This is a genomic window from Mesorhizobium sp. B2-4-1 (assembly GCF_006442185.1).
Classification (GTDB): Bacteria; Pseudomonadota; Alphaproteobacteria; order Rhizobiales; family Rhizobiaceae; genus Mesorhizobium.
In genome coordinates, this window is the sequence record NZ_VFVN01000007.1 from 209432 (window position 1) to 223443 (window position 14012).

13 protein-coding genes are annotated in these 14012 nt (G+C 64.6%); 6 read left to right on the forward strand and 7 right to left on the reverse strand.

Annotated elements, in window-relative coordinates; all coding sequences use genetic code 11:
• The first annotated feature begins 133 nt into the window (after nucleotides 1-133).
• From FJ949_RS19480 to FJ949_RS19490, 3 genes are all read left to right on the forward strand, one after another.
• A complete protein-coding gene (locus FJ949_RS19480) occupies nucleotides 134-1090 on the forward strand; it encodes a LysR substrate-binding domain-containing protein (protein WP_140498380.1) in 957 nt (318 codons plus the stop codon).
• A 76-nt stretch (nucleotides 1091-1166) separates the two neighbouring features.
• Nucleotides 1167-2798 (forward strand): exodeoxyribonuclease VII large subunit, encoded by a 1632-nt coding sequence (gene xseA, locus FJ949_RS19485; protein WP_140498381.1) that lies wholly within the window; start codon nucleotides 1167-1169, stop codon nucleotides 2796-2798.
• A gap of 8 nt (nucleotides 2799-2806) precedes the next feature.
• Nucleotides 2807-3925: a P1 family peptidase gene (locus FJ949_RS19490; protein WP_140498382.1), complete on the forward strand. Its 1119-nt coding sequence runs from the start codon at nucleotides 2807-2809 to the stop codon at nucleotides 3923-3925.
• Between the two features lie 52 nt (nucleotides 3926-3977).
• Here the strand turns inward: FJ949_RS19490 and FJ949_RS19495 are convergent, their stop codons facing one another.
• The 3 genes from FJ949_RS19495 to FJ949_RS19505 form a co-directional block, all read right to left on the reverse strand.
• Nucleotides 3978-4229: a DUF768 domain-containing protein gene (locus FJ949_RS19495; RefSeq protein WP_140498383.1), complete on the reverse strand. Its 252-nt coding sequence runs from the start codon at nucleotides 4227-4229 to the stop codon at nucleotides 3978-3980.
• Between the two features lie 409 nt (nucleotides 4230-4638).
• Complete coding sequence (locus tag FJ949_RS19500; RefSeq protein WP_140498384.1) at nucleotides 4639-5328, reverse strand: SDR family NAD(P)-dependent oxidoreductase; 690 nt, start codon at nucleotides 5326-5328, stop codon at nucleotides 4639-4641.
• A 310-nt stretch (nucleotides 5329-5638) separates the two neighbouring features.
• A complete protein-coding gene (locus tag FJ949_RS19505; RefSeq protein ID WP_140498385.1) occupies nucleotides 5639-6673 on the reverse strand; it encodes an isopenicillin N synthase family oxygenase in 1035 nt (344 codons plus the stop codon).
• Between the two features lie 63 nt (nucleotides 6674-6736).
• Between FJ949_RS19505 and FJ949_RS19510 the strand changes: the two genes are divergently transcribed.
• Nucleotides 6737-6952 (forward strand): hypothetical protein, encoded by a 216-nt coding sequence (locus FJ949_RS19510; protein WP_140498386.1) that lies wholly within the window; start codon nucleotides 6737-6739, stop codon nucleotides 6950-6952.
• A 93-nt stretch (nucleotides 6953-7045) separates the two neighbouring features.
• The gene (locus FJ949_RS19515) at nucleotides 7046-7327 is read left to right on the forward strand and encodes a hypothetical protein (RefSeq protein ID WP_224619155.1); all 282 of its coding nucleotides are present in this window, start codon (nucleotides 7046-7048) and stop codon (nucleotides 7325-7327) included.
• 214 nt (nucleotides 7328-7541) lie between these two features.
• Here FJ949_RS19515 and FJ949_RS19520 read toward each other — a convergent pair whose 3' ends face one another.
• The 4 genes from FJ949_RS19520 to FJ949_RS19535 form a co-directional block, all read right to left on the reverse strand.
• Entirely contained in the window at nucleotides 7542-9821 is a 2280-nt protein-coding gene (locus FJ949_RS19520; RefSeq protein WP_140498387.1) for a xanthine dehydrogenase family protein molybdopterin-binding subunit, read from the reverse strand.
• A 2-nt stretch (nucleotides 9822-9823) separates the two neighbouring features.
• Nucleotides 9824-10843 carry a xanthine dehydrogenase family protein subunit M gene (locus FJ949_RS19525; RefSeq protein ID WP_140498388.1) on the reverse strand — a complete coding sequence of 340 codons (1020 nt, stop codon included), beginning with the start codon at nucleotides 10841-10843 and terminating at the stop codon, nucleotides 9824-9826.
• A 1-nt stretch (nucleotide 10844) separates the two neighbouring features.
• Nucleotides 10845-11465: a (2Fe-2S)-binding protein gene (locus tag FJ949_RS19530; protein WP_140498389.1), complete on the reverse strand. Its 621-nt coding sequence runs from the start codon at nucleotides 11463-11465 to the stop codon at nucleotides 10845-10847.
• A gap of 212 nt (nucleotides 11466-11677) precedes the next feature.
• The gene (locus FJ949_RS19535; RefSeq protein ID WP_210242146.1) at nucleotides 11678-12511 is read right to left on the reverse strand and encodes a 3-keto-5-aminohexanoate cleavage protein; all 834 of its coding nucleotides are present in this window, start codon (nucleotides 12509-12511) and stop codon (nucleotides 11678-11680) included.
• An 80-nt stretch (nucleotides 12512-12591) separates the two neighbouring features.
• Here FJ949_RS19535 and FJ949_RS19540 point away from each other — a divergent pair, with 80 nt between their 5' ends.
• Nucleotides 12592-14007, forward strand: a complete 1416-nt coding sequence (locus FJ949_RS19540) for an amidase (protein WP_140498391.1) — start codon at nucleotides 12592-12594, stop codon at nucleotides 14005-14007.
• Nucleotides 14008-14012 lie beyond the last annotated feature (5 nt).

Below are 14012 nucleotides of genomic sequence, written 5' to 3' on the forward strand. Positions count from 1 at the left end.
GCTGGCGACAGCGGCCGTTCCGGCTTCGATTCACATGCCTTCATGTGGACATCAGTAATTTGCCATTGCTCGATTGATTAATCCAACGAATGTTTCTAATCTTAAGCATCAACACTAGTGATGGATCATGCCGATGAAAGCGCCGCTCGATCTAGATCAGTTGCAGACCTTCATCTCGATCGCCGACACTGGCAGTTTCACCCGGGCGGCCGAAGAGGTGCACCGCACCCAGTCGGCGGTGTCGATGCAGATGCGCCGGCTAGAGGAGCGGATCGGCAAGCCGCTGTTCGAAAAGGAAGGGCGCAGCAACAGACTGACGGAGGAAGGCGACAAGCTGCTTTCCTACGCAAGACGGCTGCTCTATCTCAACCGCGAAACGCTGGCCGCCTTCGACGACCGGCGGCTCGAAGGCACGATCCGGATCGGTACGCCGGACGACTACGCCGACCGTTTCCTGCCCGAGATCATGGCGCGCTTCACGCGTTCCAATCCACGCGTCGAACTGACCGTCGTCTGCGAACCGACGCCGGGGCTGGTCGAACACATCAAGCGCGGCAATCTCGACCTGGCGCTGGTGACGCATAACGACGTGCGCGGCCAGTCCGAGGTGGTGCGGCGCGAACCGCTGCTGTGGGTCACCTCGGCCAACCATGCCACGCACGAGCAGGAAACGCTGCCTATGGCCTTTGGCCGGCCAAACTGTATCTGGCGACGCGCCGCCGTCGACGTGCTTGACCAGCAGAACCGCGACTATCGTATCCTGTTCACCAGCTTTTCCGCAACGGTCATCACCGCCGCGGTGTTGTCGGGCCTGGCGATCTCAGTGCTGCCGGAATGCGCGCTCAGGCCCGGCATGCGGGTGCTGGGCGAGGCCGACGGCTTCGGCGCCCTGCCCGACTGCCGTATCGGCATCATGCGCGGCCAAACCTCGCGGCCGGAGATCGTCGATGCACTGGCCCGGCACATTTCCGAAAGCCTGGACAACATCTCGGTGCCGCTTGGCGAAGAGGCGGGAACGTTCGATTTCGCGGCACTCGCCTTCAGCAAGATGCGGCGAACCAAGCCGAACCAGATCCTGCCGGGCTGGTAAGCGATCAGACGCACCTGAACGCCGACCTGAAAACAGCCAGCTTGACGCCGGCGCGCAACCACCCCCCAATCGGCCGATGAGCGAAGCAGCATCCGAATCACGCAGCAACGCCACCGAATATACGGTGAGCGAAATATCAGGCGCCCTGAAGCGCACGGTCGAGGATGCCTTCGGCAATGTGCGGGTGCGCGGTGAAATCTCGGGTTATCGCGGGCCGCACTCCTCCGGCCATGCCTATTTCACGCTGAAGGACGACCGCGCGCGGCTCGACGCCGTGGTGTGGAAGGGCACGATGGGCCGGCTGAAATTCCGCCCCGAAGAAGGAATGGAGGTGATCGCCACCGGCAGGCTCACCACCTATCCCGGCAAATCCAACTACCAGATCGTCATCGACAATCTGGAACCGGCGGGCGCCGGAGCCTTGATGGCGCTGCTGGAGGAGCGCAAGCGCCGGCTGCAGGCCGAAGGACTGTTCGAGGGGGGCCGCAAGCGGTTGCTGCCCTTCATGCCGCGCGTCATCGGCGTCGTCACCTCGCCGACGGGTGCCGTCATCCGCGACATCATCCACCGGATCAAGGATCGTTTTCCGCTGCATGTGCTCGTCTGGCCGGTGCGGGTGCAAGGCGAAACCGCGGGCGCCGAGGTGACCGCCGCCGTCGCCGGTTTCAACGCGCTGGCAAGGGATGGCACCATCGAGCGCCCGGACCTGCTGATCGTGGCGCGCGGCGGCGGCAGCCTCGAGGACTTGTGGGGCTTCAACGACGAGGCGCTGGCCCGCGCCGTCGCCGCCTCCGCCATTCCGGTGATTTCGGCCGTCGGCCACGAAACCGACTGGACGCTGATCGACCTCGTCGCGGATGTGAGAGCGCCGACGCCAACAGGGGCGGCCGAAATCGCCGTCCCGGTGAAGGCCGACCTCGAAGCGACGCTCGCCAGTCTCGGCGCACGGCTCAAGGCTGCGGTTTCGCGCAATTTCGAGCGCAAGCGCCAGTCCGTGCGCGCGGCGGCGCGTGCGCTGCCCTCGCCCGATCAGTTGCTGGCGCTGCCACGTCGTCGCCTCGACGAGGCGGCGAGCCGGCTCGGGCGCGGCCTCATGGTTTCGACCGAACGCAAGCGGGGACGCTTCCTCGCCCTGAAACTGACGCCGGCAATGCTGTCGCAGCGAATCGCCGAGGCGCGGCGGACCAACGAGCGCAATCTCCTGCGGGCACAGGGCGCGTTGCGCACGCTGACGAGAGCCCGGCGCGCGGAGCTCAATCGCGCCGCCGATCAATTGCCGAAATGCGCCCGGGCGTCGCTACAGCGGCACCGGCAGCAATTGGCGGCGCTGCAGGGCCGCATCACCATAGAGCCCACGGCGCGGCGGCAGCGGACCCAAAGGGATTTCCTGACCGCGCTGACGCGGCGCAGCACGCATGCGGCATCGCTGAGGCTGGAGCGGCTGCGCAGTCGCGTCGCCCAGGCCGACCGCTTGCTGGCGACGCTGTCGCACAAGGCCGTGCTGGCACGCGGCTTCGCCCTGGTGAAGGATGCCGACGGCGCCGTCGTCAAGCGTGCGGCGGAATTGTCGGCGGGGATGGCGCTGTCCCTGGAGTTCGCCGACGGGACGGCGGATGCGGTCGCGACCAGCGGCTCGGCGCGGCCACGACCGGCCGCCAAAACCGCGATCAAGGCCAAGGAGCCCGGCAGCCAGGGCTCCCTATTCTGAACCGTGACATGACAGACAATCCGCATCATCACAAAACGCCCTCCGGCAAGCCGCGCGCGCGAAGCTTCGGCATCGGCTTCGACGGCACGCCCGGCCCGTTCAACGCGATCACCGACGTGGCTGGAGTGTCGGTCGGCTATTCCACGCTGATTTCAGGCGACGGCCCGCTCGTCGTAGGCCAGGGACCGGTGCGCACCGGCGTGACCGCGATCCTGCCCAGGCCGCGGGCCGACCTTGCCACACCGGTCTTCGCCGGCATCTTCAGCCAGAACGGCAACGGCGAACTGACCGGCTCGCATATCGTCGAGGAGACCGGCGCCTTCAACTTCCCCATCACCGTCACCAACACGCATTCCTGCGGCGTTTCGCGCGACGGTACGCTGCGCTGGATGAGCAAGGTGCTGCCAGCCGCACTCGACAGCGGCTGGGGACTGCCGGTGGCAGCTGAAACCTATGACGGCTTCCTCAACGACATCAACGGCCACCACGTGACATCAGGGCATGTTGCCGAGGCGCTCGACGGTGCCGCCAGCGGACCGATCGAGGAAGGCAGCGTCGGCGGCGGCACCGGCATGATCGCCTTCGGCTTCAAGGCCGGTTCGGGCACCGCGTCGCGCATCACCGAATGGCAAGGGCGTGCCTATACCGTCGGCGCCTTCGTGCAGGCGAATTTCGGCAAGCGGCGCAATTTCACGCTTCGAGGCCTGCGCGCCGGGCCGGAGCTCGTCGAACCCGCGATCCGCGAAGGCACGCCACGTGCCGAAAAAGGCTCGATCATCGCCGTTATTGCCACCGACGCACCGTTCCTGCCGCATCAGATGAAGCGGCTGGCCCGCCGTGTGCCGCTCGGCGTCGCCATGACCGGCGGCTTCGGCTATCACAGTTCCGGCGACATCTTCCTCGCCTTCTCTACCGCCAATCCCGACGCGGCCCTGGCGCCGCCGGGCCGGATCGCTCGCGCCGAGTTCATCCCCGACAGCGACATCGATCCGTTCTTCGATGCCGTGATCCAGGGCGTCGAGGAAGCCGTCCTCAATGCGATGGTCGCCAACGAGGACATGACCGGCCGCGACGGCAATTTCGTGCCGGCGCTGCCGAAGGCGTGGCTGAAGGAGAAATTCGGCTGAGACAAATACGCGGACCGAATGGTCCGCGTATTCATACAGGATTGCTCCTGAATTATTCCGCAGCCTTGCTCGCGGCCTGCTGGTGCTCGTCGGCCTCGGCCGCTTCCTCGAGCCGGGAGGCGATGAGTTCCTGGATATCGCCGACTTCTTCCTGGATATCCTCCAGCGGTATGCCGACCTCGGCCGCCTTGGCAGCGCATTCCCTGGCCAGCGTCTCGGCCTGCTTCTCGATCCTGGCGTGGGACTGGCAATGGACTTTTTCGCCAATCCATCCCTGCAAGAATTCGATGGCGTGCTCACTCATATTGCTTTTCCCTGGCGGCGAAGCCGGTTGGTAATCATAAACGTCGGCATCCGGTGAAGGATGCATGTCCCCATTCCAGCCGAGTCGCCACCGGACGGCAAGCCGATGTCGTCCAAGGTCCACAGAGCCAAAGGAAATAGAGGATTGAAGAACATTTTCTGTTTCTGGGGGGCGGGTATCGTTTGGCGGGAATCCTGTCCCGCCTCGAGAGGCTGCTTCTACTTGCTTCTTACGGTTTTCAGGTCCGTTTGCATCTCAATGGCTGTCACAACAGCTGCCCGATGACGTTGCCGTTTCCAGGCACAAGCCATCGAAGCCGCCGCTATATAGTGACATCCCCATGCAATGTCGACTCTCTCCGCCGCCTTGCATGGAAGCCCCGCGAAAGCCGCATAGGTCACCGTGCCGATCAGAAGGTCTCGACCCAGGGCCTGAGCTCGAGTTCCCAGGTCCAGGCGCTGCGGTTCTGGCGATGGATGCCGAGATAGGCCTCGGCGATCGCGTCCGGCGATAGCCGTCGATCCTGCGGGTCGGGAGCCTCTCCCGGCACGGTCGAGGCAATGGCACCATCGATGACGAAATGCGCGACATGGATGTTCTTGGGGGCCAGTTCGCGAGCCATGGATTGCGCCAGTCCACGCAAGCCGAATTTGGGCATCGCGAAACCGGCCGAGCCGGCGAATCCCTTGACGCTTGCCGTCGCGCCGGTGAAGAAGATCGAGCCCGAGCCTTGCAAAAGCAGCCGGTTGGCTGCTTGCTGGCCAACCAGGAAGCCGCCATAGGCCCCCACCAGCAAGGCCTGCCTGACAGCCTCTGGATCGAGTTCGGCTATCGGGCCACGGGCGCGTCCGCTGGCATTGAAGACCACGAGCGACAGCGGGCCGGCCTTGTCAGCGACCTCGAACAGGCGCTGCACCGACGCGGCATCGGAGACATCAGTTGCCACGGCTTGGGCGCCGGTCTGCGCCAGCAACGGGTCGAGCTTCTCGACGTTGCGGGCGGCCAGCACGACACGAAAACCTTCCCTTGCGAGAAGGCGCGCAAGCGAGGCGCTCAATCCGGATCCCGCTCCGGCAATGACGGCGACATTGGATGTCATGAGCATCTCTCTTTCGCGGTGGTGACTGGATTGGACAGCGTTGCGCCTTCCCAAGTGGAACGCAAGAGAAAGCATTTCCAAGAAAATGGGGTGTCGTCGTGGCGCGCTTCCCAGGCCGCAAAAACTGTTCCCGGCAAAGAAAAATGGCCGGGCGCGAAGACGGCCCGGCCAGAAAGAAGGTCATAACCTTCAGAGGGGAACACCGTTCGGAGGAATGGGAGGAAACCTCGAACGATAATTTTATCTTGAGCCCATTTTCGCGCGCTGGCGACGAATAGAATTCTAAAATTTTGCCGCCCTACAAAAATTTCTACCTGCCGAATGGCTCAGCCTGCCCGGGTCTCGGCTCAAACAGATCGGCATAATGACGCCGCGCAACGTCGGGATGGGAGCGCAGCCTGCTCTTCAGCACATTGGTTCCGACATCGCGAAACAGCGGATTGTCGGGATCGCTGGCCGGCCCGCGCGCCTGCGCCGCCAGTTCCTCGGGAAGCTCGAGCAGCGGTATCGTGGCATCGAGCTTGGCGCTGAAGAAGAACGGCACCGAGATGCGTTCGACGCCGGCGGGCGGCGTCACGACGCGATGCACGGTGGCTCTCAAATAGCCGTTCGAGGCGAGCTCCAGCAGCTCGCCGATGTTGACGACGAGCGTTCCGGGAATCGGATCCACGTCCACCCAGCTTCCGTCATAGTCTACCTGCAGGCCCTTGTTGTCGTCCTGGAGCAGCAGCGTCAGGAAGCCGCCATCCTTATGCGCGCCGACGCCCTGGTCGCCGCCGGTCGCTTCGCGGCCGGGGTAGCGCACGATCTTCATGCGATGATTGGGTTCGCCGCCATAGATCGGATCGAAAGCGTCCTCGGCCTGGTCGAGCGACAGCGCGAAGGCCTTGAGCAGACGAATGGCCACGGCCGTCGCCTTCGCCTGCCAGGCCAGCAGCGCCGGCTTCAGCTCCGGCAACGCCGACGGCCACTGGTTCGGCCCCTGCAGCCGCGTCCAGGCAGGAATTCCCGGGCCTTGCGCGATGGGCGGGCGCTCGACGCCGATGTCGAGCTGCTCGCGCCAGTCGGCCTTGCCCTTGGTCAGTTCGCCGCCAGCGCGGGTATAACCGCGGAACTGCGAGGAATTGATCATCTCTATCGACAGCTTGTCGGCTTCCGGCAAGGCAAAGAAACGCCGCGAAGCGGCGAGCGTCTCGCTGATGTCGGCCCATGGGATGCCGTGGCCCGCCAAATAGAAAAAACCGATATCGCGCGCGTCGGAGCGCAGATCCGCCAGAAACGTCCGGCGCTCCGACGCGCCTTGTTCGAGACGGCTCAGATCGAGCACGGGCACTATTCTGGGCATGTCAGCTCCTTTCCGGGTTCTTTCCGGGTGCTGCTTGAAAACTTCGCCCGGAAAACCGGGCCCGTGGATGTGCTGCTCCTTTTCCAGCGGCCGAAGCCGCCATCGATGCCCCAAATCTCACGGAGTTCAGTGCGCCGGGAAAGGAACGATCGGCTTTTCGATGCCGCCGGGACGAACAATTTTTCTATTTGGGCGGGCAGCCTGACGATGAGCGCGATCATTGCGCGAAACAGCGGCGTGTCATTTCAGGCACAGCGCGAAGCTGTCATTGGCCCTTGAACGGCCGCGCGGGAGGCGCGTAACATCGTGGCACTTGAATTTGAGTCTGTTTCATTCGTCCGGGCTAAAGTCCGGATCGGTTTGGACAGGTCCTTGAACACGCAAGCAATCGGCAGCGCGGCGGGGCGCGGCAAATCGTTTGCCCATGTGGCGCAAGCCTCCTGGGGCAAGGGCCCTGGCACCTTGCTGCGTATCATGCGCATGACGCTGCGCCACCCTTGGCAGGTCGCCATCACCATCGTCTCGACCTTCATCGCCGCGACGCTGCAGCTTTTCATTCCGCGCCTGCTGGGACACGCCATCGACCAGGCGCAGGGCGTGGTGGCTGCCGGTGCAAATACCGGGCCGAGCAGGCGCTGTGGAATACGGCGCTGACGCTGCTCGTCGTCAGCATCCTGCGCGGCCAAGGCTGAGCGCTCCTACGGTCAGTTCCGTTCGATGGGGCGGGAAGGGTTCCGGCTGTTCCGGATCACCCTGGCATGAAACAGTCGGTTCCTGACGCATCAGCATCCCGATCCGCAAGGCAGTGAAACTGGGCGAGGACAAACCCACGCTTGTTGCGGCGGAGCAATCCTCTTTGTCTCGGTCCTCAAACGATCAGATCGTCAATTCTGATCGGCAAGTCGCGGATCCGCTTGCCGGTCGCGTGGTAGACAGCGCTGGCGACGGCAGCGGCGGTGCCGACATTGCCGAGTTCGCCCAGGCCCTTCACACCAGCCGGATTGACCTCATGGTCGATCTCCGGAACCAGTATGACGTCAAGGTCCCTGACATCGGCATTCACCGGGACCAGATAATCCTGCAGGTCGCGGTTCACATAGCGGGCATAGCGGGTATCGATCTCGGTCGCCTCATGCAGGGCCTGGCCAATGCCCCAGATCATGCCTCCCATCAGCTGGCTGCGCGCGGTGCGCGTGTTCATGATGCGCCCGGCGGCGAACGCACCGACAATGCGCGGCACACGGATTTCGCGCGTGTAGCTGTTGATGTGCACCTCCACGAATTCGGCCCCGAACGCATATTTCACCGAATCCGCGTCGGACTCGCCGCCATGGAATTCCGACTGGCCGGCATAGAGTTTTTTGAGCGCTTCGGGGGTCGAGCCCTTCGGCGCGAATTCGGCATATTCCTCGATGGCGCCTACCTGCATGGCCTTGAATATATCGGCGGTGCTTGCCGACGCCCCGCCCTTGGTGAGGATCCGTCCCTCGTGGAGGTCCAGTTCCTCATTGTGCGAGCCTGCAAGAGGGCCACCCTCCGCGACCGCTGCGGCGAACAATTTCGTGCGCACAGCATCACACGCCTTGAGCACGGCCGAACAGACGCTGGCAGTGGAAATCGAACCTCCCGATACCGGCGCCGGCGGCAAGGCACTGTCGCCCATCTCGACGGCGACCTTGCCGATGTCGACACCGAGACGTTCCGCCGCCATCTGGCCGGCAACGGTTCGCACACCTGTGCCGATTTCATGCGAGCCGCACTGCACGCGCACGTCTCCTTCGGCGGTCAGGCGCACGCGGGCCGCGCATGCCGCGGCAGCGGTCGGGTAGACTGCCGTCGCACAGCCCATGCCGACGAGCCAGTCGCCGTCGCGCATCGAGCCGACTTTCGCATCCCGTCTCGTCCAGCCAAAGGCATCAGCGGCCTGATCGTAGCATTTCATCAGCGACCGGCTGGAGAACGGCTTGCCGCCGATCGGCTCCTTCTGGGGCTCGTTGATCCGGCGAAATTCGATCGGGTCCATGCCGAGTGCGACGGCCATTTCGTCCATGGCGCTCTCGAGGGCATAGACGTAGGGCGTCTCGGGCGGCGAGCGCATATAACCGGGCGTGTTGCGATCCGCCTGCACCAGCGAGACATGCGTCAGCACCGAGCCATAAGCATACATGCGACCGGTGGCCGAAGTCCCGCCGACGACATAGGAATCGGGTCTCGAGGTCACCTCCCAGCCTTCATGGCCGAAAGCAGTGATGCGGCCGTCCTTGCCGGCGCCGATGCGGATGCGGTGCCGGGTTTCGGCCCGATAGGTCTGGGTGCCGAACGCCTGCATGCGGCTGACCACACAGCGCACCGGCCGGCCAAGCCGCCTGGCGGCCACAGCCACGATGGCCGTTCGCGCCGTCATCGGCCCCTTCGAGCCGAATGCGCCGCCTACGTTAGGGCAGACGATGCGCACATTCGCTGGGTCGAGCCTCAATTGCCGCGCCAACTCGACTTTCCAGCCGGTCACGTTCTGAGAGGGCTCGTAAACGGTGAGTTGGTCGCCTTGCCAAACAGCGGTGGTCGAGAACAGCTCTATCGGGTTGTGATGCTGGGTCGGCGTCGAATACCGCGCATCGATCTTCATTGGGGCCGATTCATAGGCGGCATCGAAATCGCCGGCCTTGACGTCCTCTTTGAACAACGGGCTTTTGCCGGCGGCGTCGATGGTCTTTGTCCCCGGCATGTCGAAACTGGCGGTCGGTTTTTCCTCGGCATAGTCCGCGCGGATCCTTTGCGCCGCCTCCTCGGCCGCTTCGAAGGTCTCGGCGACCACCAGCGCAATGATCTGACCGTCATGGAAGATCGCCTTGTCATGCAGCGGCCCGATAGAACTCGCGCCGGTATTTCCGAATTTCGGCGTCTCGACCTTGTCGAGGTCGCCATAGGTGACGATGTCGAGCACGCCGGGCACCGAGCGCGCGTCATCCAGGTAAAGCCTGGCGACCTTGCCCTTGGCGATGCTGCTCGTCGCGAGCACGGCGTGCGCAATGTTGGCGGCCGGGAGATCCGCCGCGTATTCGGCCTGGCCGGTCACTTTCAGCCGCGCATCGATACGCGGCAGCGGCTGTCCCATGTTTTCCTTCGGCTGTGGAGCGGCGACGTTCATGATCACACCTTCATGTCACGGGTTTCGAGCAGCCCCCTGATCAAGGTTCGCTTGCCGAGTTCTATCTTGAATGCGTTGTGCCGACGCGGCTGGGCCTCGGCGAACGCGGCTTCGGCGGCCTCGGCCGCCGCTGCCTCGTCGAGCACCTTGCCGCGCAGGATCTCCTCCGCCGCTCTTGCCCGCCAGGGTACGGTCGCCACGCCGCCAAGCGCGATGCGCGCCTCGTTCACGGTCTCGCCGTCGAGGTCGAGGGCGACCGCGGCCGATGCAAGGGCAAACGCATAGGATTGCCGATCGCGGATCTTGAGATAGCGCGAACGCCTGGTCCATGCGCCGGCGGGCACCTCTATGGCGGTGACGATCTCGTCGGGTGCCAGGTCGGTCTCGATGTGAGGGCTGTCCTCGGGCAGGCGATGCAGGCTGGCAAACGGAATCTTTCGCCGCCCGTTGTGGCCTTGGACATGAACCGTGGCGTCAAGCGCGATCAGGGCCTGGGCAAAGTCACCGTGATAGGTCGCGATGCAGTTCTCACTGGTCCCCAGCACGGCATGCTGGCGGTTGAACCCGTCCATCGCGGCGCAGCCCGAGCCTGGCTCGCGCTTGTTGCATGGCCATGAGGTTTCGCGGAAATATTCGCAGCGGGTCCGCTGCAGGATGTTGCCGGCAAGACTTGCCATGTTGCGCAGCTGGCCGCTTGCCGCCAGTTGCAGGCTCTCCGCGATCACCGGATACCGACGCTTGATCTCGGCATTCTCGGCCGCGTCGCCCATCCGCACAAGAGCGCCAAGGCGCAGACCCTCACCATCGGTCTCGATCCGCCGCAATGCCGGTTCGGAGAGACCGTTCAGATCGAGCAAGCGTTCCGGCCGGGCGACGCCGAGTTTCATATAGTCGGCGAGATTGGTGCCACCGGCAATGAACTGCGCGGGGGCTTGCGTCGGCGGATGCCTGGTGGCCGAGCGCGAGGCGACGGCGACCGCCGCGGAGAGGCTGGCGGGCCTCTCATAGACGAAAGGATGCATCTCAGGCCCTCCTGATCTGGTCGCGGGCCTGGACGATTGCCGCGACGATGTTCGGGTATGCCGCGCATCGGCAAAGGTTGCCGCTCATATATTCGCGAATGTCGTCCTCTGAACCGGCATGTCCTTCGTGGACGCAGCCGATCGCGGACATGATCTGGCCGGGCGTGCAATAGCCGCACTGGAACGCATCGTGATCGATGAAGGCCTGCTGCATCGGATGCAGGCCGCCATCCGTCGACGCCAACCCTTCGACGGTGGTTACCGCCTTGCCCTCGTTCATCACCGCGAAGCTGAGGCAGGAGAGCACGCGATGGCCATCGACCAGCACCGTACAGGCACCGCATTGGCCATGATCGCAACCTTTCTTCGTGCCCGTCAGGCCGACATGGTCGCGCAAGGCGTCGAGCAGGCTGGTTCGGCTGTCGAGCGCCAGATTGTATGGCTGCTTGTTGATGGTCAGTGTTGTCATGACAGGCTCGTTTGGCTTGGCGGCAGCAGCCGGAGGCTCCTCGGACCTGGCTGTCGAGGCCAGAAGCGGAGTCACCGCAGCCGCGGAGACGGTCGCGGTCATAAAGCTTCGTCTGCTGAGACTGGAGGAGTTTGGGGGAACATGCTCGGACATCGCTGGCTCCGTCGCTCGCTATGTCGCGACCAAACCCCTCATCGGGGCCATTGTTCCGGGCCATCCGCGATAAAACGCACAAGGAAGACGGCTCGCAAGGCAAGCCGCCCGATTTGGATGCAAGGATATGACGGTCCGTTCGAGACCGTGCCCGTCCTCCCCTGGCGAATTTGCAGGCGCGCGGCCGATCCCCTAACAAGGCGCGCGGGCCCTCACTGCTGGCGGGCAATTCCGAGAATATCAAGCGCCTGCGCGGCAGAAGCAATCGGGCGCCCCGTGCGGCCAGCGGCTTCGACGATTGCCGCGACCCGTTCGGCATTGTCGCGGGCGAGGCTGCCATCGGCGTGCCAGAGAGAGTTCTCGAAGCCGACCCGCACGTGCCCTCCCGCCGCGATCGCCGCCGTCAGCGCCAAGGTCTCGCCCCGTCCGAAGGCGCAGACCGACCATACGGCGCCTTCAAGACCATGCGCATCGAGCCCTTCAAGGAAGACATCGAGGTCTTCGGGCCGGCTTTCCTGATCGGCGGCATAGCGTCCAAGGACGAACAGCAGCCGGGGGCTTGTGGGCTCCGCCAGAATGCCTCGCCGCCGCAGATCGATGAAACGGTCGAGATCGGTCCGATCATAGAGAATGTGCTGGACCGCGATGCCTTCCCGGCCGGCCCACGCGAAGAAGCGGGCCGGCTCCGCCTCGCCATCGCTGATTATCTCACGCAAGCCGATCGAGACGGAAACCGGATGAAGCGCCCGAACAAGGTCCATCTGTTCGCGTGGCGAATAGAGCCCGATCGCTTCAGTCGTGATCTGGATCGCCATGACGCCCTGCGTCCGCTCCCGGATCGCCGCGATGGCATCCCGGTAAAGCGCGGCGTCAAGCGTGTGCCGGCCTGAAGCATCGCGGACATGCACATGGATGGCGGCGGCGCCGGCAGCGAGACACTGCCTCGCCGTTTCGGCAAGTTCGTCGGCGGTCATCGGCAGAGCCGGATGATCGGCCTTCGTTCTGCGCGCCCCGTTCGGCGCAACCATGATCAGCAACGGCTTCAATTTCATCTCCGGGCCCAATTGGCTCTCCCGCAACGTGGTTTTCCATGCTTCATTTCACCGACTCGCACAGGTAGGACAGCATGAACGCCACCGCCCAAGGGATTTCCGCCTTCGCCACCGCCGCCGAACTCAGCCGCGCGCTCGCCGATGGCAACACATCCTCGACCGAGATCGTCCGGCGCGCGCTGGATCGTGTCGACGTTCATGACAATTCGCTGCATGCGTTCGTCCGGCTGTTTCCTGGGGCTGCGCTCCAGGCCGCCGGCGAAGCCGACGAGCGTCGCAGTCGCGGCGTCTCGAAAGGGCCGCTGGACGGTATCCCTTTCGCGGCCAAGGACCTGCTTGACGTCGAAGGCTATCCGACCCTGGCAGGCTCGAAAGCGCTTGCGGGCGAACTCGCAACCGCCACGGCAACGGCAATCGAACGCCTTGTCGCGGCCGGGATGATCCTGCTGGGCAAGGTGCACACCGTGGAATTTGCTTTTGGCAGTTGGGGGACCAACCCGGTCGCCGGCACGCCCCTGAACCCGCGTGACAACGCCATCCCGCGCGCGCCGGGCGGATCGTCGAGCGGTTCGGGCGTGGCCGTCGCCGCCGGACTGGTGCCGGTCGCGCTCGGCACCGACACTACGGGCTCCATCCGCAATCCGTCCGCCATGTGCGGAATCGTGGGCCTGAAGACGTCCTTCGGCCTTATCGGGCGCGGCGGCTTGCTGCCGCTTGCCATGTCCTTCGACAGCATCGGTCCCATGACCCGGTCGGTGGAGGATGCAGCCCTTCTGCTGGCCGCGCTCGAGGGTCCCGATCCCGGCGATCCGGCCACCTTTGGCGTGGCGCCGACCTCGCCGCTCGACGGGCTCGAGCGGAGCATATCGGGCCTTCGCCTGCGCATCCCCTCGGCCGTGGACCTTGCCGGCGTAGACCCCGGCATCCTGGACCGCTTCGACTCCACCGTCGCTGAACTGGAGGCGCTCGGTGCCAATGTCGATCGGATGCCGATGCCGCAATCTTACGACACCTACAAGGCCCTGGCCGGCGACATCATGGCCGTCGAAGCCTGGCATCATCTCGGCCGTTACGTGGAACCCGCGGACAGCGGCGTCGGCACGGCGATCCGCATGCGGGTTCTCAAGGGCAGGGAAATCGGCCTCGCCGCTTATCACGAGTTGATTGCAAGGCGCCGAGCCGCGCAGATCGAGTTTCATCGCGATCTCGAAGGCGCCGATGCGTTCCTGACGCCAACGGCGCCGATTACCGCGCCGCCATTGGCCGACATCGATGAGACAACGACGCCGCTTGGGACGTTTACCCGCATGGTGAACCTCCTCGACATGGCAGCGCTCAGCGTCCCCATCGGTCTCGTCAATGGTCTGCCCGCAGGATTGCAGATCGCGGTTCGCCGCTTCCAGGATCCGCTGGCGCTGAGGATCGGGCGGGCGCTAGAGATTCGGCGCGACGGCCTGTTCGAACAGCCGCCGGGCTACGCCACGCCGTAAGCTGC

Excerpts from the sequence above, each read along its gene's own strand:
- FJ949_RS19480 (WP_140498380.1), top strand. The coding sequence starts at position 134 with ATGAAAGCGCCGCTCGATCTAGATCAGTTGCAGACCTTCATCTCGATC.
- xseA (WP_140498381.1), top strand. The coding sequence starts at position 1,167 with ATGAGCGAAGCAGCATCCGAATCACGCAGCAACGCCACCGAATATACG.
- FJ949_RS19490 (WP_140498382.1), top strand. The coding sequence starts at position 2,807 with ATGACAGACAATCCGCATCATCACAAAACGCCCTCCGGCAAGCCGCGC.
- FJ949_RS19495 (WP_140498383.1), bottom strand. The coding sequence starts at position 4,229 with ATGAGTGAGCACGCCATCGAATTCTTGCAGGGATGGATTGGCGAAAAA.
- FJ949_RS19500 (WP_140498384.1), bottom strand. The coding sequence starts at position 5,328 with ATGACATCCAATGTCGCCGTCATTGCCGGAGCGGGATCCGGATTGAGC.
- FJ949_RS19505 (WP_140498385.1), bottom strand. The coding sequence starts at position 6,673 with ATGCCCAGAATAGTGCCCGTGCTCGATCTGAGCCGTCTCGAACAAGGC.
- FJ949_RS19520 (WP_140498387.1), bottom strand. The coding sequence starts at position 9,821 with ATGAACGTCGCCGCTCCACAGCCGAAGGAAAACATGGGACAGCCGCTG.
- FJ949_RS19525 (WP_140498388.1), bottom strand. The coding sequence starts at position 10,843 with ATGCATCCTTTCGTCTATGAGAGGCCCGCCAGCCTCTCCGCGGCGGTC.
- FJ949_RS19530 (WP_140498389.1), bottom strand. The coding sequence starts at position 11,465 with ATGTCCGAGCATGTTCCCCCAAACTCCTCCAGTCTCAGCAGACGAAGC.
- FJ949_RS19540 (WP_140498391.1), top strand. The coding sequence starts at position 12,592 with ATGAACGCCACCGCCCAAGGGATTTCCGCCTTCGCCACCGCCGCCGAA.